The organism is Actinomyces ruminis, from assembly GCF_002154335.2.
GTDB lineage: Bacteria > Actinomycetota > Actinomycetes > Actinomycetales > Actinomycetaceae > Actinomyces > Actinomyces ruminis.
This window is the reverse complement of record NZ_MTPX02000013.1, coordinates 1-20541: the sequence shown is the minus strand read 5'-3', so window position 1 is coordinate 20541 and position 20541 is coordinate 1. Positions and strand designations below refer to the sequence as shown.

The 20541-nt window shown below is 69.7% G+C and carries 18 protein-coding genes and 1 pseudogene; 7 read left to right on the top strand and 12 right to left on the bottom strand.

What is annotated here, in order from left to right:
• The 5 genes from BW737_RS16535 to BW737_RS01870 all read right to left on the bottom strand — a co-directional run.
• Positions 1–424, bottom strand: a 424-nt coding sequence (locus tag BW737_RS16535) for a hypothetical protein (protein WP_218961734.1), incomplete at its 3' end; no start/stop codon positions are given.
• Between the two features lie 63 nt (positions 425–487).
• A complete protein-coding gene (locus tag BW737_RS16530; protein ID WP_218961733.1) occupies positions 488–1372 on the bottom strand; it encodes a glycoside hydrolase family 43 protein in 885 nt (294 codons plus the stop codon).
• Positions 1373–1382: 10 nt separating this feature from the next.
• Positions 1383–1688, bottom strand: a complete 306-nt coding sequence (locus BW737_RS16525) for a hypothetical protein (RefSeq protein ID WP_218961732.1) — start codon at positions 1686–1688, stop codon at positions 1383–1385.
• Positions 1685–4399 (bottom strand): family 78 glycoside hydrolase catalytic domain, encoded by a 2715-nt coding sequence (locus BW737_RS01875; RefSeq protein WP_099330320.1) that lies wholly within the window; start codon positions 4397–4399, stop codon positions 1685–1687. The genes BW737_RS16525 and BW737_RS01875 overlap by 4 nt, the downstream gene beginning before the upstream one ends.
• 86 nt (positions 4400–4485) lie before the next feature.
• Entirely contained in the window at positions 4486–5094 is a 609-nt protein-coding gene (locus BW737_RS01870; RefSeq protein WP_257210358.1) for a TetR/AcrR family transcriptional regulator, read from the bottom strand.
• Positions 5095–5380: 286 nt separating this feature from the next.
• Between BW737_RS01870 and BW737_RS15885 the strand changes: the two genes are divergently transcribed.
• The 7 genes and pseudogenes from BW737_RS15885 to BW737_RS01850 all read left to right on the top strand — a co-directional run bounded on the left by BW737_RS15885 (position 5381) and on the right by BW737_RS01850 (position 9712).
• Positions 5381–5833 (top strand): hypothetical protein, encoded by a 453-nt coding sequence (locus BW737_RS15885; protein WP_180271994.1) that lies wholly within the window; start codon positions 5381–5383, stop codon positions 5831–5833.
• Positions 5830–6753 (top strand): MFS transporter, encoded by a 924-nt coding sequence (locus BW737_RS15880; RefSeq protein WP_180271993.1) that lies wholly within the window; start codon positions 5830–5832, stop codon positions 6751–6753. Before BW737_RS15885 ends, BW737_RS15880 begins: the two co-directional genes overlap by 4 nt.
• Before the next feature lie 86 nt (positions 6754–6839).
• Positions 6840–7372, top strand: a pseudogene (locus BW737_RS20195) (family 1 glycosylhydrolase); the annotation flags it as partial.
• Positions 7373–7399: 27 nt separating this feature from the next.
• Complete coding sequence (locus BW737_RS20190) at positions 7400–7699, top strand: hypothetical protein (RefSeq protein WP_476723619.1); 300 nt, start codon at positions 7400–7402, stop codon at positions 7697–7699.
• The gene (locus BW737_RS16510) at positions 7624–8184 is read left to right on the top strand and encodes a family 1 glycosylhydrolase (protein ID WP_218961729.1); all 561 of its coding nucleotides are present in this window, start codon (positions 7624–7626) and stop codon (positions 8182–8184) included. Before BW737_RS20190 ends, BW737_RS16510 begins: the two co-directional genes overlap by 76 nt.
• A 290-nt stretch (positions 8185–8474) precedes the next feature.
• The gene (locus BW737_RS01855) at positions 8475–8762 is read left to right on the top strand and encodes a hypothetical protein (protein WP_086615861.1); all 288 of its coding nucleotides are present in this window, start codon (positions 8475–8477) and stop codon (positions 8760–8762) included.
• On the top strand, positions 8702–9712 hold the full coding sequence (locus BW737_RS01850) for a zeta toxin family protein (RefSeq protein ID WP_086615860.1): 1011 nt from the start codon (positions 8702–8704) through the stop codon (positions 9710–9712). The genes BW737_RS01855 and BW737_RS01850 overlap by 61 nt, the downstream gene beginning before the upstream one ends.
• A gap of 737 nt (positions 9713–10449) precedes the next feature.
• On the opposite strand, the gene BW737_RS01845 is transcribed toward BW737_RS01850, so the two are convergent.
• The 7 genes from BW737_RS01845 to BW737_RS19295 all read right to left on the bottom strand — a co-directional run.
• Positions 10450–12216: an alpha-L-rhamnosidase gene (locus BW737_RS01845; RefSeq protein ID WP_180271991.1), complete on the bottom strand. Its 1767-nt coding sequence runs from the start codon at positions 12214–12216 to the stop codon at positions 10450–10452.
• Complete coding sequence (locus BW737_RS01840; protein WP_086615858.1) at positions 12213–13349, bottom strand: alpha-L-rhamnosidase N-terminal domain-containing protein; 1137 nt, start codon at positions 13347–13349, stop codon at positions 12213–12215. Before BW737_RS01840 ends, BW737_RS01845 begins: the two co-directional genes overlap by 4 nt.
• A gap of 91 nt (positions 13350–13440) precedes the next feature.
• Positions 13441–16551 carry a glycosyl hydrolase gene (locus tag BW737_RS01835; RefSeq protein ID WP_086615857.1) on the bottom strand — a complete coding sequence of 1037 codons (3111 nt, stop codon included), beginning with the start codon at positions 16549–16551 and terminating at the stop codon, positions 13441–13443.
• Between the two features lie 293 nt (positions 16552–16844).
• Positions 16845–17660, bottom strand: coding sequence for a class II aldolase/adducin family protein (locus BW737_RS01830; protein ID WP_086615863.1), 816 nt, complete (start codon positions 17658–17660; stop codon positions 16845–16847).
• A 98-nt stretch (positions 17661–17758) separates the two neighbouring features.
• The gene (locus BW737_RS01825; RefSeq protein WP_086615856.1) at positions 17759–18574 is read right to left on the bottom strand and encodes an alpha/beta hydrolase; all 816 of its coding nucleotides are present in this window, start codon (positions 18572–18574) and stop codon (positions 17759–17761) included.
• Positions 18575–18970: 396 nt separating this feature from the next.
• Positions 18971–19576: an FGGY-family carbohydrate kinase gene (locus BW737_RS19300; RefSeq protein ID WP_338063835.1), complete on the bottom strand. Its 606-nt coding sequence runs from the start codon at positions 19574–19576 to the stop codon at positions 18971–18973.
• Positions 19552–20541: FGGY family carbohydrate kinase (locus BW737_RS19295; RefSeq protein ID WP_338063834.1), on the bottom strand; the 990-nt coding region annotated here is incomplete at its 5' end. The genes BW737_RS19295 and BW737_RS19300, both read right to left, overlap by 25 nt.

Genomic DNA, 20541 nt, shown 5'->3' with positions numbered 1-20541 from the left:
AAGAACCCGACTCCGGAGCTGCGCGCCACCCACAGTCGCGCCGGCCGTCCTGCGGCCCCTCCGGCTCCTCGGCCGCCAATTCGCCCAAAACCTGCTCGAATGGCGCTGCGGTCGCCACGGCCACGGCGCGGTTCCCGTCCCACCGCACGGCGGCCCGGTGTGCCGGATCCAGGTATACGCACAGTTCGACGACGGCGCCCGGCTCCATCACCAACTCCGCCTCCGCCCGCCAGGCGGTATCGCGACACCGTACGGCCAGCAGCGGGCGCGGCGCGGCGGCGTCGTCGGGCGCGGTGATCGTCAGCCTTCCGGCCTCGTTGCGCGCCAGCGCGGCGCGGGCGAGCGCCGGGGGAGATCCACCGGTCGGGCAGGTCCCAGGGGGCGTCGCCGTCGGCGACCGGGCCCGGCCACCCGCGCAACTCATCGGTGAAGGCGTAGGCGGACGCAGCATCCCGCGCGGCGATCGCTGCCTGGTAGCGGTCCTCCACTACGACCGGCCAGTCCCCCTCCCAGTCGACGCCGACCAGGAAGGTCTCCCGGCCGTTGACGTGGTAGCCGGGGAAGGGGTCCAACGAGCGGATGCCAGGTGCACCATGGCGAAGCGCGTCCCGTCCCAGCCGGCGTCGTCGAGCGGCACCAGGTCGGCGTGCCCGGTGGCCTGTACCGGATGGTCGGTGGAGCGGTGGGTGAGGATCGGATTGCTGGGGCACTCCTCCCACGGGCCGGTCAGTTCGTGGGCGCGCGCCATGGTCACGCAGTGGCCGAGTCCGGTGCCGCCCTCGGCCAGCAGCAGGTACCACCAGCCCCGACGTCGGTACAGGTGCGGCCCTTCCGGATCGCGCATGCCCGTGCCATCCCACAAGGTGACCGCCTCGCCCAGTCGCTTGCCGGTGTCCGGGTCGATCGGCACCGACCGCACGCTGGAGGTAACGACGCCGCTCTCAAAGGAGACACCGCGCCAGGTCAGGTGGCAGACGCCCTCCTCGTCCCAGCACAGGTCCGGGTCGATGCCGGGAGTGTCAGGCACCAGCACCGGGTCGGACCAGCCGGCGGCCGGGTCGGTGGTGCGCACAATGCGCTGTCCCAGCGGGTCCTGGCCCATGTTGGTGACGATCACGTAGAAGACGCCGTCGTGGTGGCGGATGGTGGGGGCGAAGGTGCCCTGGGAGCCGGCGTCGCCGCCCGGCAGCGGCAGCGCGGACGGGCGCGTGTAGGCGTGGCCAACCTGTTCCCAGTGCACCAGGTCGGTGGAGCGGTGCACGGGCACGCCCGGCAGGTACTCGAAGCTGGAGTTGGCCAGCCAGAATGCGTCGCCCACGCGGCAGATGGACGGGTCCGGGTAGTAGCCCGGCAGAATTGGGTGAGTCGGCATGGCTGCAAGCTCAGCCGCGCTGGGCGGCGGGGACCTCCGCCGCGTTCGGCGCCACCTCGGCGATAACAGCGTCGAGCGCGGCCTTGACCGCCTCCATGTCGGGGATGAAGCCGTACATGGTGGCCGCACCAGGCACGACCCGCGCCGTGGAGTCGAGCTCGTGGGCGAGGGCGCCGGTGAGTGTGGCCGCCGGGTCGGCCATGTAGGCGCCGTGCTTACCGCGCACCGCCTCCACGACGCGGTTCCAGGCGGCCTCATCATCGATCAGGCCGCGCACGGTAAGGATCTCGTCGCCGCGCGCCTGCGGCACCGTCACGGTGCGCTCGTGCAGACCGTGCCCGAGCGTCTCGGGCGCGGCGCCGGGCAGCACCAACTCGGCGCTCGCCCCCACCGGCACCTGCACGCGCACGTGCAGCGCGTCGCCGTCGAGCTCCCAGCTGTGCGGGCGGTGCCCAGCGGCAGCCGCCGCACCACACTCGCTGAGGTGAAACCATGCCCCACCTGCGGGGCCACCCGCAGCGAGCGCCCGCCGGCGCCGACCACGTCCAGGCCGGCCAGGTCCGTGATCAGCCACTGGGTGACGGCGCCCAGGGCGTAGTGGTTGAAGCTGGTCATCTCCCCGGGGTTGATGTCCCCGTCCGGCAGCATAGAGTCCCAGCGCTCCCAGATGGTGGTGGCCCCCATGGTCACCGGATACAGCCAGCTGGGGCACTCCCGCTCCAGGATCAGCCGGGCGGCCGTGGCCGCCTGACCGCCCTTGACCAACGCGGCCGGCACCAGCGGGGTGCCGACGAAGCCGGTGGAGATCCGGAAGGAGCGCAGCCGCACCAGGTCCGCCAGGCGCTGCCCGGCCCCGGCCTGGCGCCGCGGCGTGTCCAGCAGGTCCCAGGCCAGCGCCTGGGCGTAGACGGTGGCGCAGTCGGACAGGATCAGCCCGTCGGCGGTGACGTAGGCGTCCAAGTAGGCGGCGCGTACGCTCGCGGCCAGCGCCTCGTAATGGGAAGCGCGCTCGGTATTACCGAGGATCGCCCAGGCGCGGGCGGTGATGTCCGCGCTGCGGGCGAAGTAGGCTGTGGCCACCACATCCGGGTCGGCCTTGGCAGCGCCCGGGTTGTCCGGCGGGGCGTCGGGGTCCAGCCAATCGCCGAACTGGAAGCCGCTCCGCCACAGGTGCGAGGCCCCGGCCACCGCATCGACGCCGTCGACGAAGCAGGCCATCGCCTCCACGCTCGCGGCCAGCACCGCTGGATCTCCGGTGGCCTCGTAGGCGGCCCAGGGCACCAGGGTGATGGCGTCACCCCAGGCGCAGGTCAGCTTGTTGCCGCCGAGCACGTCGGGGGAGACCACCGGCAGGGCGCCGTCGGGGGTTTGCGCGGCGGCCAGGTCCTTCGTCCAGGAGTTCAGGAAGGCTGCGGCGTCGTACAGGCTCAGGGCGGTGGGGGCGAAGGCACCGATGTCGCCGGTCCAGCCCAGGCGCTCGTCGCGCTGCGGGCAGTCGGTGGGCACGGTGATGAAGTTGTCGATGGTGGACCAGCGGGTGTTCTCCACCAGCCGGTCCACGAGCGGCTGGGAGCTGGCGAACCAGGCGGACCGTTCCATGCCCGCGGAGACCACACGGGCGGTGACGGAGGCCAGCAGGGCGTCGTCGTCACCGGGGAAGCCGTCGACCTGGACGTAGCGGAACCCGTGTTGGGTCAGGGTGGGGGTGAACACCTCGGGCTGCTCGGCGGTGCCGGTGCCGGCCAGGGTGACGCGGTCGGTGCACTCGGCATTGCGCAGCGGGCGGGTGCCCAGCTCGCCGTGCTCCAGGACCTCGGCGTGGCGCAGGGTGATCACGTCTCCGGCGTCGCCGCCCGCCACCGTCAGGTGTACGTGCCCGGTGAGGTTCTGACCCAGGTCCACGATGCGCCTGCCCGACGGCGTGGTGATGATCTCGATCGGACGCACCTCGCCGATGACGGTGGGCAGCGGCAGTGTGGTCGGCTCCAGGGCGGCGTCGGGCAGGTCGAGGGTGACGACGGCGGACTCAGCCTCCGGCGCTCCGAGCGCGGGCAGCCGCAGGTCGGTGGACTGGCCGTTGTACAGGTCGTTGGCGGTGACGTTGGAGGGGCGCCAGGTCCAGTCGGCGTCGGTGCCGATGACGGTGGTGCTCGCGCCGTCGCTCAGCTCCACCTGGGCCAGCAGCCACAGGTTCTCGCCGTAGACCGCCTCGCGCATGGCCCAGGTCAGGTGGCCGCGGTACCAGCCGTTGCCCAGGACGACGGCGAGTTCGTGCTCACCCGGAGTCAGCGCGGTGGTCACATCGTGGGTCTGCACCAGGATGCGTTTGGAGTACTCGGTCCAGCCCGGAGCGAGCTCGTCGGCGCTGACCCTGACGCCGTCGATGAAGGCCTCGTAGGTGCCGCCGGCGGTCAGGTGCAGGCGTGCGGAAGTAGTGCCCGCGGGGACGTTGATGCGCCGCACCATGACCGGGGCCGGGTCGGTGCGCGTGTTGCCGGGGGCGGCGATGGGGTATGCGGTCCAGTCGGCGCGCTCCAGCAGGCCGGTCTCGACGACGGCGGGCATCGACCAGGGCGACCAGACGCCGTCGAGACCGGCCACACGCACCCGCCATACGGCAGCCTCGCGTGAACGCAGCGGGGCGGCGGGCCAGGGGACGAACAGCGAGTCGGGTCCTTCCAAGGCGAAGGTTTCCGGTGTGCCGGGCAGGCTGCCGACGACGCTGCGGGCCACCTCGATCTCGGCGCGGCTCTGGACCCAGCCGGCGGGCGCCGTCGGCACCTGCCAGGACAGTGCGGGCGTGGAGCTGGTGCCGCCGAGGACGGGCAGGTCCGGGCGATGATGATCGACGCGCAGCCGCACCGGGGCGGCCAGGGGACCGACCGGGTCGGCGGGGGCGGGGGCGGCGGCGCTCAACAGGTCGGCGCTGCCAATGGTGGGGGAGTCTGTAGTGGAGAAGGCGGTTGTGGGCCGGCTGAAATGGGGTGTTGACACGAGCATCTCCGGGTCGTCGTTGAACCGTTTCATGGATTGGTGTGAGAGTATGCGCGGCTCCGGCGTCGTGTCAACCGGGTCTGTCCTGTCGCGGCGTGGTGCTCGGTCTTCCGGTCGCGTCAGCTGTGACGCAGGCGCTCGGCGAAGTCGCGCACTACGGCGGCCATGTCCACGCTGCGGTCCAGCAACCACTCCGCCTGCACGCCCTCGATGAGCGCGACGAGTTGAGTGGCGGCCAGCTCCAGGTCGACACCCTTATGCAGCCTTCCCGCCTTGCGCTCGCCCTCCAGATCCGTGCGCACCGCCGTCCGGAAGCGCTGGGTGAGGCCGACGATGTAGTCGTGCGCAGGGTGATCGGGATTGATCGCCTCGGCACGCATGACAGTGTCGAGCTGAATGAGGCCCGGGATGGTGGCGTTGTGCTCCATGACCAGGGGGAGGGCCTCGAGCAGGCCATGCTCGGCGAACAGGGTGGCCCGCCATTCGGCCTCGGTCTCCTCGCGTCGTTTAAGCACCGCCTCGAGCAGCTTCTCCTTGTTGCCGAAGTGGTGGCGCAGCAGGGTGTGGCTCACCCCGACGGCGTCGGCGATCTGCCGCAGGGAGAGGTTGTTGTAGCCCTGCTCGGCGAATACCGCCATGGCGGCGTCGGCGATGGCGGCCCGGCGCCGCTCCCCGTTGGCGTAACGCGTGCGCCCGTCGGGTGGGGCGACGGCGTCTGAGTCGGACACGGCCAACCTCACCTCCGGGCGAGTCGCTGTTCTTGGGTGTGCGGGCCGGGCGGGTGGGGCCGGGCCCGGCACAAGCCTAGGTGATTGGCTTCTCGAGGGTGTGCTGGGGTGTGGCGCCGGTAGTCCTGCTGATGGACTGCCATGAAGATATAAACCGAATTGGAAGTGATTTAGATCTTGACCAATATGGTGCAACTTGGGCTAGAGTGTGGCCCGCAAGGCGCCGCGGGCTCCGCGGGCGCGCCGTCGCCGGCATTGCCGCCGGCCGCACATCAAGGACGATCAGATGAGTACCCCACCCCCCACTCGGTACGACGATGCCGATACCCCCTACGCCTCCGCCGTCGTGGAGGTCGACTACACCCAAGGGGCGGTCGAAGGCACGTATTACGAGAACTCCGCGTCCATGACCCCGGAGGAAGCGGAAGCCGAGCGCATCGCCGCCAAGTTCGGCCGTCCACGCAAGACCATCTGGCTGGTGATCATCGGCGCCATCGGCGGCTACATCATGATGATGGGCATGGGGACGGTGCTGCAGTTGCGGCTGTCGATCATCTCCGAGGAGACCGCCACCGCCACCTACTCGACGGCGACGTCCCTGGCGGCGCTGCTCATGCTGCCCCTGATTCCGCTCATCGGCTCTCTGTCCGACCGCACCACCAGTCGCTGGGGGCGGCGCAAGCCTGGATCGTCGTCGGCTACCTCGTGGCGACAGCGTGCTTCTACACCATCGGTGTGACCGAGAATGCCGCGATCATCGTGCCCGCCTACGTCGTCGGCCTGACCTTCGCCCAAGCCGGCTTCAACGCCTACGCCGTCATTCCCGTGGAGGGCATTCCGGCCAATATGCGCGGGAGGGTCATGGGCTTCATGGGTCTGTGTGGTGCGCTGGCCATGTCCGCCGCCGCCTACATCGCATCCGCCTTCGTGGGTAACACGGTCCTGCTGATGTGCATCCCGCCGTTCCTCGCCATCGTGTGCATCATTCCGCTGCTGCTCCTCTACAAGGACCCCCAGCACAGCCACGACGAGGTGCCTCAGGGTGGGCTGCTGAGCATCTTCACCAACTTCTTTGTCAACCCCATCAAGCACCCCAACTTCGGCTGGGTATGGCTGGCCCGCTTCCTCGCCGGCATTGCCATGACCTCGTTCCTGAACTTCTTCGTCCTCTACCTGATCATCCGCCTGCACAACGACCCCGAGACCGCCGGCAAGCTCGCCGGACGCCTGTCGCTGATGAGTGCGCCGATCTCCATCATCTTCTTCACCGGCTCGGGTTGGCTGTCCGACAAGCTCGGCGTGCGCCGTCCCCTGGTTGCGCTCGCCGCGGTCATCATGGCCGGTGCCCTCGTCATGGCCGCCCTGTCCAGCAACTTCACGGTCTTCACCGTGGCCTGGTGCCTGTTCGCAATGGGGCAGGCCATGTACCTGACCGTCGACCTGGCGCTGTGCGCCGCCGTCCTGCCCTCGGAGGCCGACGCCGGCAAGGACATGGCCGTGTTCGGACTGGCTCTGAACCTGCCCACCGTCATCGTGCCGGCTCTCGCCCCGACGATCCTGGGCGCCCAGAACGACAACTACCCACTCCTGTGGGGCATCGCCGCCGTGTTCTGCTTCATCGGGGCGCTGCTCATGCCGCTCATCAAGGGCGTCAAGTAACCGGGACGACGGCGGCGGTTGGTGCCCGGAGGCATCTGCGCCCCACCCCACCGTCGTACCCTGTCCCGCTCGACCAATACCGTGCGATGTCGTCGTCGATTCGACGACGCGCCGAGACACCAACAGGAGACAACCACCCCATGTCCACCCCTGCATCCTCGCCGTCCCCCGCTGCCGCAGCCTCCACCACCCCGTTCCCGGAGGGCTTCCTCTGGGGCACCGCCACCGCCTCCCACCAGGTGGAGGGCGGCAACGTCAACAACGACGTCTGGCTGTACGAGCACGTGCCGAACACCATGTACGCCGAGTCCTCCGGCGACGCCTGCGATCACTACACCCGCTACCGGGAGGACATCGCCCTGCTCGCCTCCCTGGGACTGAACTCCTACCGCTTCTCCCTGGAGTGGAGCCGCATCGAGCCGGCCGAGGGTGAGTTCTCCGCCGTCGCCATCGCCCACTACCGCGACATGTTGCGCGCCTGCCACGAGCATGGACTCACCCCGCTCGTCACCTACCACCACTTCACCTCCCCGCAGTGCTCATCGCCCGCGGCGGCTGGGAGGACGCCGACACCCCCGCCCTGTTCGCCCGCTACTGCCGCCGCGTCACCGAGGAGCTCGGCGACCTGTTCGACATCGCCTGCACCATGAACGAGCCCAACCTCGCCATCCTGCTCGGCGAGATGGGCATGTGCGAGCGCGAGCCCGCCCAGCGGCTCGGCAATCCCACCTGGGAGGGCGCCGCCCGCGCCCTGGGGACGACGGCGGACAAGGTCGCCGGTTTCCAGCTCTCGGCCACACCGCAGGCCTACGAGATCAAGTGCGCCGCCCACAAGGCCGCCGCCCGGGCCATCAAGCCGTCAAACCCGAGATGCAGGTCGGCTGGACCCTGGCCAACTCCGACTTCCACGCCGCCCCCGGCGGTGAGGAGCGGGTGGCGCGCATGAACGAGGAGAACAACCTGCGCTACCTGCGCGTGAGCGAGGGCGATGACTTCGTGGGGCTGCAGACCTACAACCGCACGGTGCTCGGCCCCGACGGGCCGGTGCCGCCCGGGGAGGGCGCGGTGCTCAACCAGGGCGGGGAGGAGATCTGGCCCTGGGCGATCGGCGCCGTCGTCCGCCAGGCCTGGGATACGGTCAAGGTGCCCATCTACGTCACCGAGAACGGGCTGAACACGGAGGACGACGCCCAGCGGGTCGACTTCCTGCGCACCGCGATCGGCGAGGTTGGCGCCGCGATCGCCGACGGCGTCGACGTGCGCGGCTACATGTGCTGGTCCGCCATGGACAACTTCGAGTGGATCTTCGGCTACGGCCCGAAGTTCGGCATCATCGCCGTCGACCGGGACACGCAGGCGCGTACCCCCAAGCCCAGCGCCCACGTGCTGGGGGAGATCGCCCGCTCCAACGGGGCGGCGCTGAGCCTGTAGCCGGAAACGCTGGCAGCGGCGTCGGGCCGTGAACCCGACGGCGCCGCTCCGGCGGTCCGGATCGTCCCCGAGGCCGGCGTTGGCCGGGCTCGGCTCGCGGGGATGCGGACCGGACGACATACGCTGCGGGTGCGACTTGAGACAGTTGCCGACCCATGCGCCGTGCCGACGCATGCGACGGCGTTGACCGTCTTCTGATGGCTGGAAGGGCGCGGCGTCGTGCACGTGCCCCGGCCACCGCCCGGCGAGGGCCTTGCGTATAGACTCGATAGGGGTGGGAGGAGTCTGACATGAGCGGCAAGGACTGGTCGACGACGGAGCTGTCGGTTCTGTACGACGTGTTCTACGAGTGCGGTACGCGGCTCGGTGGTGAGTACGTGTCTTTGATGCGTGCGGCGAGGCAGGACGGAGATTCTGAGTCAGAGCTCTTCTGGAGGCGTCAGAGCGTCGCCCTTCGGGATGAGCGTGACGCTGTGGATTCCCACGACCGCGATGCGATTGTGGCCGCCATGGAACGATGGGACTACATCTTGGAGCTTGTGCAGCACGCGCGTGCTGCTCGGCCCGTGGCTGCATAATGGACGAGCAGACAAGACTGGAATGCTGGAGTGACGCTTGCTCGTTCTTGTTCGATGGGCATCTTCCGTCGTCGTCACCGGTGCTGCTGTCGGTTGGGGCTCAGCCGGGTGCTGGGAAGACCCAGGCGATCGACGCCGTAATGCGCAAGCTCTACCCGGGAGAGCCCTTCGTCAAGGTGATCGGCGACGACTTGCGACAGTTCCATCCCAACTTTCCCGCCCTTTCCCGCTCCGTGGATCCGGAGGCGATGCCAGCGGCGACGGCGGAGCTGTCGGGATGGCTGGTCGGGCGGGCGTTGGCGTACGCCGCCGAGCACGGGTACTCGGCGGTGGTGGAAGGAACCCTGCGGCGCCCGGAGACCACGCTCGGGACGCTGGCGCAGTTCGCCAAGGCAGGATCCCGAACACACTTGGTAGTGCTGGGCGTGAGCGCCTTCGACTCATGGACCGGATGCATAGACCGCTATCTCTCCGCGCTGGAGGCGGGGAGGGCCGCACGCTGGACACCGTTGGCGGCCCACGACGCGGGCCTGATGGGAACACCACAGACCCTGCTGGCCGCGGCGTCGAGTCCGGATGTGCACCGGCTGTCGATCGTGGATCGTGCCGGTGCCGTTCACTATGACAATCTGCGGGGCGATGACGGAGAGTGGGTACGGCCGGAGCGCGCCGTCGCGGTGCTCACCGAGTTGCGCAACCGGCCCGGAGACTCGGCGGACAGGCTTGTTCGGGTCGACTCGCTCGCCGGGCGCGCGGAGATGCTGAAGGTGGCGCAGGTTGTGCGTGAGGGCATCGCTCACGCCCGACAACTGGCCGGAACGCGTCCTGCTCGCACGAAGGCGGATGTACTCGGGCAAATCGCAGAGCGAAGCAAACAGCGGAGTCAGGCGGATCAGCTCGGCCTCGAGCGACCGAGTCAGCGTCGCGACCGATCCAACCGATCGCTGTGATGGAAATACGAAACAAGAAGGGCGAGGACTTCTTCGTCCTCGCCCTGCGTTTCCGTGGCCTTATGGCCGTCGCGGGAGTGCCCGCGAGGTGTTCCGCTTCAAGCGGTCACCGTGTTGCAGTCGCTTTCAGCGCTGCTCGTTCTCGGCGGCAATCGCACGCTCGAGCTCGCGCTCACGGGCGGCAGCGGCACGGACGGCCAGATCGATGTCGAAGAACATGTTCGGTTCCTTTCGGTTGAGTTCTCCCGGCCGGTTCTCCGACCGGGGCCGGCTAGTGGTTCCTGCCGACGCCGCAAATGTACCGATCGGTTGGCGCTAGATCCAGCCTTGAGGCTGTGCAGTCTGTCATGCTTGCAGTAACGATCTGAAACATGTTGCGGTGTATTGCAGCCGCAGCCAGCTGTAGGCGGGCGGTGGGCGGCCGCGGCCTCGGCCCACCTGTGTAAGACGGTTGTCGAGTACAGGGTGGCTGAGTCTGATCGGTGGGTGTTGCTGGCCTGGCGGTGCTGTCCGCACACGGGAGTTGTCAGGACGAATTCGTACGATTCAGGTTAATCGTTGGAATAACGGCGAATTGGCAGATCGGCTTGAAAACCGTCAAGGTGCTCCCGTGTGCGGCGAGGGTCGCGCCGCACACGGGAGCACCTCCACCAGTTCCGGCCCGACGGGCAAAACCGCGGAATCATGCGGATTGCGGTTTCTGGCTGGAGCCGTTAGTGTGTGCCGCTGGTGTTCGTCTACGCCACCAGCACCGTGTGTCCGCTGGACAGTTCGCGCACGTCGCCGGCCGGGGTCACCAACTCCCCGGTCACGCCGGCCGGCAGGGTGACTTCGTAGCGCACCGATGTTCCCACAGCGGGGGCACTCGCCTCGGCTCCGGTATGCAGCACGTTGCTGTCGGCACGTTCCCAGGCGACCTCCACCCGGCCGAAGGGCGTGTCCCGGTGCGCCCGTGCCCAAGACACCGGCCCGTCGGTCAGCGGCGCTACCCGCACCTGCCGGTAACCAGGCTCGGCAGGGGCGATCCCGCCCAGGCGGCGGAACAGCCAGTCGTCCACGCAGCCGAAGGCGTAGTGGTTGAAGCTCATCGCCCCCACGGTCCCGTCCGGGGCGACGGCGTACCAGGACTCCCAGATCGTCGTGGCGCCCTCGGCCACCTCATACAGCCAGGACGGCGCCGTGTCCTGCATGAGTACCGCCCAGGCCACGTCCGCGTTCCCGGAGTCGACCAGCACATCCAGCAGGAACGGCACCGACAGGAAACCGGTGTCCAGATGGTCGCCCGCCTGGTGCACGAGCCGCACCAGCCGGTCCGCCACGGCCCGACGCTGCGCCCCGCCATCCGGATCGTCGTCGGAGACAATGTCGAAGGCGAGCGCCAGCACGTACATGCCCTGCAGATTCGGCTCCATGGCGCCGTCTGTGCCGATGTACTCCGCAGCCACTGCCGCCCGCACCGCCTCCCAGCGGTCCCGGTAGGCGGCCGCATCGTCGTCGCGGCCGAGCGCCTCTGCCACCACCCCGAGGGTGCGCAGCGCCTCGGCGTGAAAGGCGGCCCCGACGAACTCGCTGGTCAGGTGCGGAGCCGTCATGATCGCGTCCGGCGCCCCACTGGCCAGGGTCGACGGCGCCAGCCAGTCCCCGAAGTGCATGCGCGAGTTCCACAGCAGGCGCTGCCGCGCGGCCGTTTCCGCATCGAGCCGCTCCCAGCCGACAGTGCGCTCGGTGTCCTCCCAGTCGCCGCCGCGCAGACGGGGCGGCAGCTCGGTGGCGGCCTGGTGGGACTGCATTTCCACCCAGGCCTGCATGGCCGGGTAGTTGGCGCGCAGCGTGTCGGTGTCCCCGTACCGCTCCCACAGGGTCAGCGGCACGCGGATAATGGCGTCACCCCAGCCGGCCGCGGCGGTGATGCCGCCGATGCCGGGCTGCCCCTCCATCGCCGCCTGCCGGGGCGCGAAGGGGGAGATGATGACCACGCGGCCGTCGTTGTGCTGGTCGGCGCGGACGTTGCGCAGCCAGCGCGCCAGGAAGGTGTGCACCTGGGCGTTGTTGGTGGCCGCCGGGGCGAAGACCTGGATGTCGCCGGTCCAGCCGACCCGCTCGCGCTGGGGGCAGTCGGTGGGGATGGACAGGAAGTTGGCGCGCTGGGACCACACCGTGTTGGTGTGCAGGCGGGTCAGGCGCGCATCGGAGCAGGCGAAGTCGCCCGCCGACTCCAGGTCCGAGCCGATGACGACGGCGATCGCGTCCCGCGTGTGCAGCTCGCCGGGGTAGCCGGTCACCCGCGCGTAGCGGAAGCCGTGGAAGGTGAAGGTCGGCTCGTAGGTCTCGGGGGCCTGCGGCGTGCCCGTGCCGGCCAGGACCCACACGTCGCGCTGGTCCTTGTTCGGTCCCTGCACGTTGGAGAAGAAGTTGCCGTCGGCGTCCAGGTGCTCGGAGTGCTCCAGGGTGATCTCGGTGCCGGCCGGGCCGACGGCGCGCAGCCGCACCCGCCCGGCGATCACCTGCCGAAGTCCAGCACCGTCTCCCCGGCCGGGGTGGTGATCACCCGGGCGGCGGGCAGTTCCATCAGCCGCCGCACCGGCTCGCCGCGGAAGGGCTCCAGGGCGGTCGCCGGGTCGATCTCTGCGGAGGGGATGATGCGCACCGGGTCCCAGGCGGAGTCGTCGAAGCCGGGGGAGTCCCAGCCGACGACGGCGGCCGCGAGCCGGTCATCGCGCTTCTCGCCGATCATGATGTCGCTGTAGCGCAGCGGCCCGGAGGTGGTGGAGTGGGCGGTGGAGTCCGGCCCCCAAGTCTCGCGGGTGCCGTCGGCCCGGGTGAGGGACAGCTGCCACCAGCCGCGCAGCAGGGTGCCGTACTGGCCGGACTCCCCGGTGATGGTGGCCCGTCCGGCGAACCAGCCGTCGCCCAGACGCAGGCCCAGGGTGTGGGGGCGGGGCGGCCCGGAGAGGAGCGCGGTGACGTCGTGGACCTCGAACTCGGTGTAGGTGTGGTAGCTGGTCCAGCCCGGTGCCAGCACGGTGTCGCCCACTTCGGTGCCGTCGATGCTCGCCTCGACGACGCCCTGGGCACTGAGGAACAGCCGGGCGCGGGTGATGGGGGCGGCGCCGGCGTCGGCGCGGGGCAGGTCCTGACGGATGAGTTTGGCCGGGCGCAGCTTCTCTCCGGCGGGCACGATCTCCTGAGGCGCGAACAGGGTGGCGAAGGAGGCCTCGGGCTCCAGTTCCACCGGCGTCTGGGTCGGTTCCACCCAGTCGGCGACGACGTCGGCCGCCTGAAGCAGCGAGGTGGAGAAGGCCGAGGCGGCCCAGGGTGAGGGCACGGCGTCGGAGCCGGTCCAGATGCGTACCCGCCAGACGTAGTCCGTGTCAGATACCAGGGGCTCGCCGCCGTAGGGCAGCCACGGCGAGGCGGGAGGGTCGGGGATCTCCGTGCGGCCGGTGGCCCACACCGGCGGCTCCAACTCCTCGCCGGTGGCCGGGTCGAGGCGGCGCACCTCGACCTCGTAGGCGGTCGCGGGCACCTCGCCGGGCACCTGCCAGGCCAGTGCCGGCCGTGGCACCGCCACACCAAGCGGGGCGTGCTGATGGTCGACGGTCAGGCGGACGGGGGCAGGTACAGTCATGGCGGTCATTGGTTTTCCATTCTGATTCGTGGTGGGGACTCCGCGTCAAACGCGCCAAGATTTCGGGCCTGGTGATGGCTTCAATCTGCGGTGGCCCGACTCAGGCCTCGCTGAGCAGGCAGACCGGCCCGAGCAGGCCGTACTCACGCACCGGCACGTCGTGCGGCCTGTACGGCAGACCGCTGAGCATCGCGGAAACGTCGGGAATGGCCTCGTAGTAGCCGCGGGCACGCAGCCGGTTGGACAGTGAGGAGGACACGCGCACGACGACGTCGTTGCTGCCCGCATGCAGCAGACCGGTCACATCCACGCGCGGCGCGGAGGTGTCGAAGCCGACCGGCGCGCTCCCGTTCACGCTCACCGACCCCAGGCCGCCGCATACGTCCCCGAGGTCGAGTAGCAGACGCTCCGCGGGCAGGGCATCGAGCACGAGCGTGGTGCGGTACTCGCCCACGCCGGAGACTTCCGGGCCGACGCCGTTCAGATCCTTCCACGGCGCGAGAGTGTTGGAAGCGGAGTGCAGTCGGGTGACGGCGGTGGTGGGACGCACCTCGCGGGTCACGTAGCCCAGGCTGCGGTCCTCCTCAATGAGCTCGTCGGGACCGGCATCCCAGGACTCCACCGTGATGTCCCAGCGGGGGAGTTCGGCAACCACTGACGGTACCGTTCCGGACTCACCCAGTGAGTACCCGGCGGAGCGGTCGAGGGTAATGACGGTGGCCTCCCCGGGACGCAGGTGGACCGGGACGATGGTGACATCCGAGTGCTCGGGGCCGAGCGGCTCGGTATGAGCGTCGCCCAGCTCGTGGAACCGGCCGCTCCACTGATCCAACTGGTATACCGTGCCTGCGCCGGGCAGACGCAGCTCCACGTCGGTATTCGGACCGGTCTCATACAGGAAGTGGTAGACGTACACGTGCGTCAGATCCCCGTCACTGCGCTCGTAGGCGAGCAGGTTCTGGTTCGGCGCGGCGAACTCGTGGTAGCCGGTCACTCCTAGGCCGCGCAGCGCCGCCACGGTGCGGGCGGGATCGTCGATCTCGGCCACGCTCGGCAGCGCCTTCAGCGCCGCCATGGTCGCGGCCAGCTCGGCGTCACGCCCGTCGCGTCCGGGCGTGCGCGCCGCCGCGGTCGCGTAGTGGAAGTACTCGCCGGTCTCCAGCCGCTTAAGCTCGCTCGCACCGTTGACGATCAGCACCCGTAGCCCCACGCGCGCCCAGTCGAGCAGTCGGGCGGCGACGTCGGCGTCGAGTGTCTCCTGATACACGATCAGGGCCTGGTAACCGGGGCCGTCGGGCTGGACGACGCCGTCGGCGAAGGTAACGTCCTCGCGCAGCAATAGTGAGCCGTCGAGGAACTCATATCCCCACCCGGCGTCCTGCATGCCCAGGTCCCGCCACCAGTGATTCTGGCGGTTGCGCATCCACATGCGCCCATAGGCGTCCTCGTCCGGGATGCGGCGCTCCCCGTCGTAGAACATCATGCCGGAGGAGTTGTCGGTGAAGTGGTCGGTGCGCAGAATACCGACGTCGATGCGCGGCCGCCCCCGGCGCAACACCTGCTGCATACGCCCGATGGCCCGATTCCACAGCGGATAGAACTCTGCGGCGGGCTGGCGCGTGTCGAAACGCTCGGAGAACATGGGCAGCATGCCCTCGTGACCGGGCCACTCGGTGGTGCCCTCGGCGCCGGCGGGGCTGGACCAGCCGTGCAGGACGGTCTTGGTGATGCCGGCCGCCAGTTGTGTGTTGATGATCTGGTCGTAGAAGCGGTGGGGCAGCATATGGTTGCGCGTGGTCGCCCCGGTCTCGGAGGAGTACTGCTTGCCCAGCAGGTGCGCCGGGCCGGCCATGAGCCGGTAGGCATCGATTTGGGAGCCGAACTCCAGGGACTCGGTCTCGATGCCGTCCACGGCCGCACCCGGGCGGGTCAACTCGAAGGGCAGCCCGTAGGAGATCTCGGCGCGCAGCGCAATGCCCTGCTCGTGCAGGAACTCGGCGAAGGGCTGGAGCATGTGCTCGATGTACAGGTCGGTTAGCGTGGCCACGTAGTCGTGGCGGACCTTGGCCACCTCCATGCGGTGGGCGGCGTCGGGCTCGAAGCGGTAGCGGGTGGACACCGCCATCTGCGGGGCGGAGCGCACCAACAGCGGCAGCCAGGGAGTGATGTCGTAACTGCGGCGGGCGTGGAACTCATCGGCCACGCAATGGCCCCAGAACATGCCGCCCTCGCCCCAGGTGCTTAGTTCGAGGGAGTCCATGTACATCTGTGCGCGCGGGTTGCGGGCGATGTCGGCCTTGAGGTCGTCGGTCAGCACCACGTCGTGCCAGTAGTCGATCACGGCGTCCACGCCGTCGCGATCCAGGTAGTTGACCGTGTAGTTGACGCTCGTCGACGGGCTGGCCGTCTGCCCGGTTCCGTGCATCCAGAACACGAATAGACGCCAGTCGCGGGAATCCGGCGGAGTCCAGTCTAGCGCCTCGGCGCCCTCGTCACCGGTCACGTGGGCGGTCAGATTGGTCAGCGTGGCGACGTCGATCACCGGGGCGGGCGCCTGGGCGGCGGCCGTGCTCGCCCCGCCGTCGGCACCGGGCACGGTGGCGGTGCCGTCGGAGGCCGGTGCGCTGGAGTCGGAGGTGGCCGTTCCCGAGTCGGCGACGACGGCAGCGACGACGGCGACTAGGTGCTGTTGCTTCGGGGACACCCGGTCGCCGGGGACAGCGGACTCGCCGCGGTCGGCACCCAGATCAACACGCGGGAGGGGACCGGAGCGACGTCGGCTGACGGCCTCGTACTCGACGTTGAGCTCCTGGGCGGCGGCGGGGTCGTCCGGGGTGATCGTAGGCAGGTTGGCGTTGGACCAGTTGGTTCCGGAGGTGAAGGAGAAGGACATGCCACGGGCGGTGGTCTCGGCGACCACCGTGTGGGAGTCGTGCGTCCACTCCTCACTGCCCCAGCCGTAGCGGGACTCATCGATGTTCTCCTCCGGCATGGCCAGGAACTCCATGCCGCCGAAGCCGAGGCGGTAGGCCGCGGCGATCTCGTGGCGGATGGTGGCGTCGGTGTGCAGGCCCTCGGCCAGCCACCAGCGCAGTTCCGGACGGTACTCGATGGGAGGCTCCGCGATAGTGGCGCGCAGCGCCTCCAGTGAGGTTGGCGCAGCGGGTTGTGCGGCCTCGCCGGCGAAGGGGATCTTGACAGGCTCAGTCATGGGATTCTCCTTTGAAGTCCTCTAGGAAAAGTGTCCAAATCCGGCACAAACGCGTCGCTGAATCTGAAACGCTATTTGCAGACCGTTGGAATCATGCGGTTTCTGGGCTGGCGTCGCGGTCACTCGCTGCCGTTCATGCCGAATCTGGACATTCTGGGCGCTGCCACGGGGCCGACTGAACTCGATTGGGAGCAGCCGGCCCCGCGCCGCAACGTCTACCGACCTCGGCGGTTTTATCTTCCGACTTCGGCACGTAACTTCCACCGATCTCGGTGGGAGGGGACGGGCTGGAACTAGAACAGGTCGGTGTCGACGTTGAAGGCCTCGACGACGGCGTGCAGCTCCTCGTCGGTGACGCCCTCGCCCAGGCCGCCGGCCATGATGTTGCGGACCTCGTACATGGCGCCGGTCTCGGCGTACTCGACCTTGTCGACGGCGGCCAGGGGGGCGAGGTCGGAGCGGACCATGATGCCGTGCTTGGACCACAGCACGATCACGTGGTCGCGCAGGGCGCGCACATTGTTCTCCATGAGGGTGGCCGACCCGGGCACCATGAAGTCGAGCACCTCAATGCCCTGGGGTAGCTGCACGATTGTCTCGGGCTCCCAGCGCAGGATGCGGCGGTTGAAGTCCGCGGTGTTGCGGATGTCCTTGATGTGGCTCAGCTGGACCAGGTAGGGCGGCTGGGCGTGGATGACGGCCTGGAAGTCCACGCCGCGCTGCGCCACCTGGTCGTTGTGGACTGCCAGGTGGGAGTTGAACTCGCTGGTGGGGCGCACATAGGCGCGGTCCGGGTGGGTGTACCAGGTGCCGGTCACCCCGCCCTCGTCGACGACGAAGGCGGAGACATTCGCCTCCGGGGCGTCGGCGACATCGCGTAGGCGGCAGCCCGAGCCGGTCACCAGCACGGTGCGACCGGCCAGCGCCGGGGCGGGCAGCGGCAACTCGGTACCGGGGGCGATCTGCGGAAATCGCTCGGACAGGCCCAGCTGCTCGGCGGAGGCGTCCACGGACACCGAGATATTGCCGGCTCCGGCCTCGACGGCGCCCATGTGGTCCAGGCGGCGTCCGGCGGCGCCCATCTGGGCGAGGATCTCTGACAGGGGCATGACGGTCACGGTGATTGTCCTTTCCGAATGTGTGTTTCTGGGGAGTCGTAGTTGATGAGTTGGCGTGGAGCCGCCAAAGGCAGTGGCGGCCGTTCGGTTCAGACAGAGTGGGCCAACCGGGCCGCGAAGCGGTCGAGGCTGGCGGAGGTTAGGGGGCTGCCGACGGCGTTGAGGTGCCCGTGGGGCACACCCGCGCAGGTCAGCACCTCCACGTCGGCCCCCGCCTGCTCCAGCTGGCGGGCGAAGGCCTCGCCGGAGGCGCGCAGGTCGTCGTTCTCGCAGTTCTCGATGTAGGTTGCCGGCCATCCCGCCAGGCGGGACGCATCGGCAACGTCCCCGGGGAAGGCGTAGGCAGGCGCGCCCGCGCCTTCCCCGAGTGGAGCACCCAGGTAGTTGCTGTTCATTCCGGTCATGAGGTCGGCGGGGAAGCGCAGGATTTGTGGCATGCCGGTCAGACGTGTGGCCAGCTCCGCGCTGGGGGCGGGCCAGTGGCCGGCGTGTGCCACGGGGTAGGCAAGCAGCGCCTGCCAGGGGGCGGCGGCCTCGTCGACGCCGTGCAGTGTCACCCCGGCGGCCAGGTTCCCGCCCGCGCTCGCACCACCTACGGCTATGCGGGAGGCGTCGATGCCGAGCTCGGCGGCGTGCTGGCGCACCCAGCGATAGGCGGCGTAGGCGTCGTCGTGCGGGACTGGGTAGTGGACGCCGCCGGTGCACAGCCGGTAGAAGACCGAGACGACGACGGCGCCGGTGCGAGTGACCAAGCCACGGGCGACGGCGTCGGCCTCCGGCATGTCCAGGTCGCCCGCGGCGAAGGCGCCACCGTGGTACCACACCAGGGCGGTTCGCAGACCCGACTCTGTGGTCGGTGAGGGCATGGGCGGGGTCCAGCCGGACTCGGGGCGGTAGATGCGCACCGGGATCGGCCCGTGCGGGCCAGGCAGATCGCGCTCCTCGACGTCGGCGTGGGTGGCTCGGGGGCGCCGAAGGGCGCGGACCAGGCGTCCATGGCGGCCAGGGCCTCTGCGGCGAAGGGCGCTCCGGCGGCCGCCTCAGGGTCGGCGGCGGCCAGGTCCTCGACGTGTGGAGCCGGGAAGTCGGCGATCAGGTGTAGCCGCTCGGTGTAGGGCGGTAGGAAGCCGCCGGCCAGCGGGGCCACGGGTACGCCGTCGCGGGTAGTGGCGGGCTGTGGCGTCGGCGGGGCGGCGTCGGTGGCGGGAGTAGTGGTCATGGATCTTCTTCGTGGTGAATGGGCGGATGGTGTAGCGGGGTGCGCGGGCGTGGCCCGGGCTGCGGGGCGGTGCGTAGATGCGTCAGCCGAAGAGCTGGCGCTCGGCGGCATCCCAGCCGGCGGCTGCGGTCGGGTCGGGCGCGTATTCGGTGATGTCGGAGGAGTTGCGCACCAGCTGCCGTAGCGCGGTGAGGTCTCCCTCGATCAGTCCCGCGCCGCGCGCGGCGACGACGATATTGCCCAGGGCGGTGCCCTCGGCGGGCCCGGCGACCACGCGCAGGCCGGTCGCGTCCGCGGCCAGCTGGCACAACAGCCGGTTGCTGATGCCGCCCCCGACCATGTGCAGCACGCCGACATGCTTGCCGGACAGCTCGCTCGCCTCGCGCACCGCGCGGCGGTAGGCCAGGGCGAGGGAGTCGTCGATGCAGCGCACGTACTCGCCGATAGAGCGTGGGCGCGGCTGGCCGGTGCGAATGGCGTAGTCGTCGATGCGGGCGGCCATATCTCCGGGGTCGAAGAAGACCGGGTCGTTGATGTCCACCACGGTGCGCAGCGGGTCGGCGGCCGCGGCGGCGGCGTCGAGCTCCCGGTAGGACAGTTCCAGGCCCTGCTCGCGCCAGGTGCGTACGGCTTCGTTGAACACCCACAGCCCCATGACGTTCTTCAGGTAGCGCGCGGTGCCGTCCACCCCGAGCTCATTGGTGAAGTTGGCCCGCCGGGAGGCTCGGTGAGCACCGGTGCGTCCAGTTCCAGCCCCACCAGCGACCAGGTGCCACAGGAGATATAGGCGAAGTCGTCTCCGGCCGCGGGCACGGCCGCCACCGCGGAGGCGGTGTCGTGGGAGCCCACGGCCACCACCGGCGTCGGGGCGCCGTCGGGCCCGAATACGTCGACGACGTCGCGGCGCACGGGCCCGATGACGGTGCCCGCCTCTACGATGTCGGGAAGTACCCCATCCAGGATGAGGTCGAGCTCGGTGCGCAGTCGCTGAAGCAGCTGCGTTGACCAGTTGCGCTCGCGGGCGTCGACCAGACCGGTGGTGGAGGCGTTGGTGATCTCCGCGACCGGCTTGCCGGTCAGCCAGTAGGTGAGCAGGTCCGGCAGCAGCAGCATGGTGCGTTGGGCGGTGCTGGCGGCAGGGGCGGCGTCGCCGTCGACCGAGGCGGCGGAGCGGGGCAGGCCGCCGTCGCGTGACTCGGCCACCAGCTGGAAGACCGTGTTGAAGTCCTGTACCTGTAGGCCGTTGACGGCGTAAAGCTCGGCGGCGGGGATGGCCGCGAACAGTTCGTCTGGAATGCCCCGGGTGCGGGGGCAGCGATAGGCGCTCACTTGTCCGGCTAGCAGGCCGCCTGGGCCGAGCAGCCCGTAGTCGACGCCCCAGGTGTCGATGCCGACGGCGGCGAGTGGGCCGACGTCGCGCACGGCGGTGAGCAGACCGGCGCGGATCTCATCCCACAGGTGCAGCACATCCCAGTACAGGCGTTCGCCGTCTGGGCCGGGCAGGGGGATGGGGCCGTTGCTGAAGCGGCGCGTCTCGGTCAATTCGATGCGGCCGTCGGTGATGGTGCCGACCATGACGCGCCCGGAGGAGGCGCCCAGGTCGACGGCCCCGATGTGGCTGGGGCGGGCGTTGGTCATGGTCGGAACCTTTCT

Bases quoted from the DNA above. Each gene is read 5' to 3' on its own strand.
- BW737_RS16530 (WP_218961733.1), bottom strand. From the start codon at position 1,372: ATGCCGACTCACCCAATTCTGCCGGGCTACTACCCGGACCCGTCCATC.
- BW737_RS01875 (WP_099330320.1), bottom strand. From the start codon at position 4,399: ATGAAACGGTTCAACGACGACCCGGAGATGCTCGTGTCAACACCCCAT.
- BW737_RS15885 (WP_180271994.1), top strand. From the start codon at position 5,381: ATGAGTACCCCACCCCCCACTCGGTACGACGATGCCGATACCCCCTAC.
- BW737_RS20190 (WP_476723619.1), top strand. From the start codon at position 7,400: ATGAACGAGCCCAACCTCGCCATCCTGCTCGGCGAGATGGGCATGTGC.
- BW737_RS16510 (WP_218961729.1), top strand. From the start codon at position 7,624: ATGCAGGTCGGCTGGACCCTGGCCAACTCCGACTTCCACGCCGCCCCC.
- BW737_RS01855 (WP_086615861.1), top strand. From the start codon at position 8,475: ATGAGCGGCAAGGACTGGTCGACGACGGAGCTGTCGGTTCTGTACGAC.
- BW737_RS01850 (WP_086615860.1), top strand. From the start codon at position 8,702: ATGGGACTACATCTTGGAGCTTGTGCAGCACGCGCGTGCTGCTCGGCC.
- BW737_RS01840 (WP_086615858.1), bottom strand. From the start codon at position 13,349: ATGACCGCCATGACTGTACCTGCCCCCGTCCGCCTGACCGTCGACCAT.
- BW737_RS01835 (WP_086615857.1), bottom strand. From the start codon at position 16,551: ATGACTGAGCCTGTCAAGATCCCCTTCGCCGGCGAGGCCGCACAACCC.
- BW737_RS01830 (WP_086615863.1), bottom strand. From the start codon at position 17,660: ATGCCCCTGTCAGAGATCCTCGCCCAGATGGGCGCCGCCGGACGCCGC.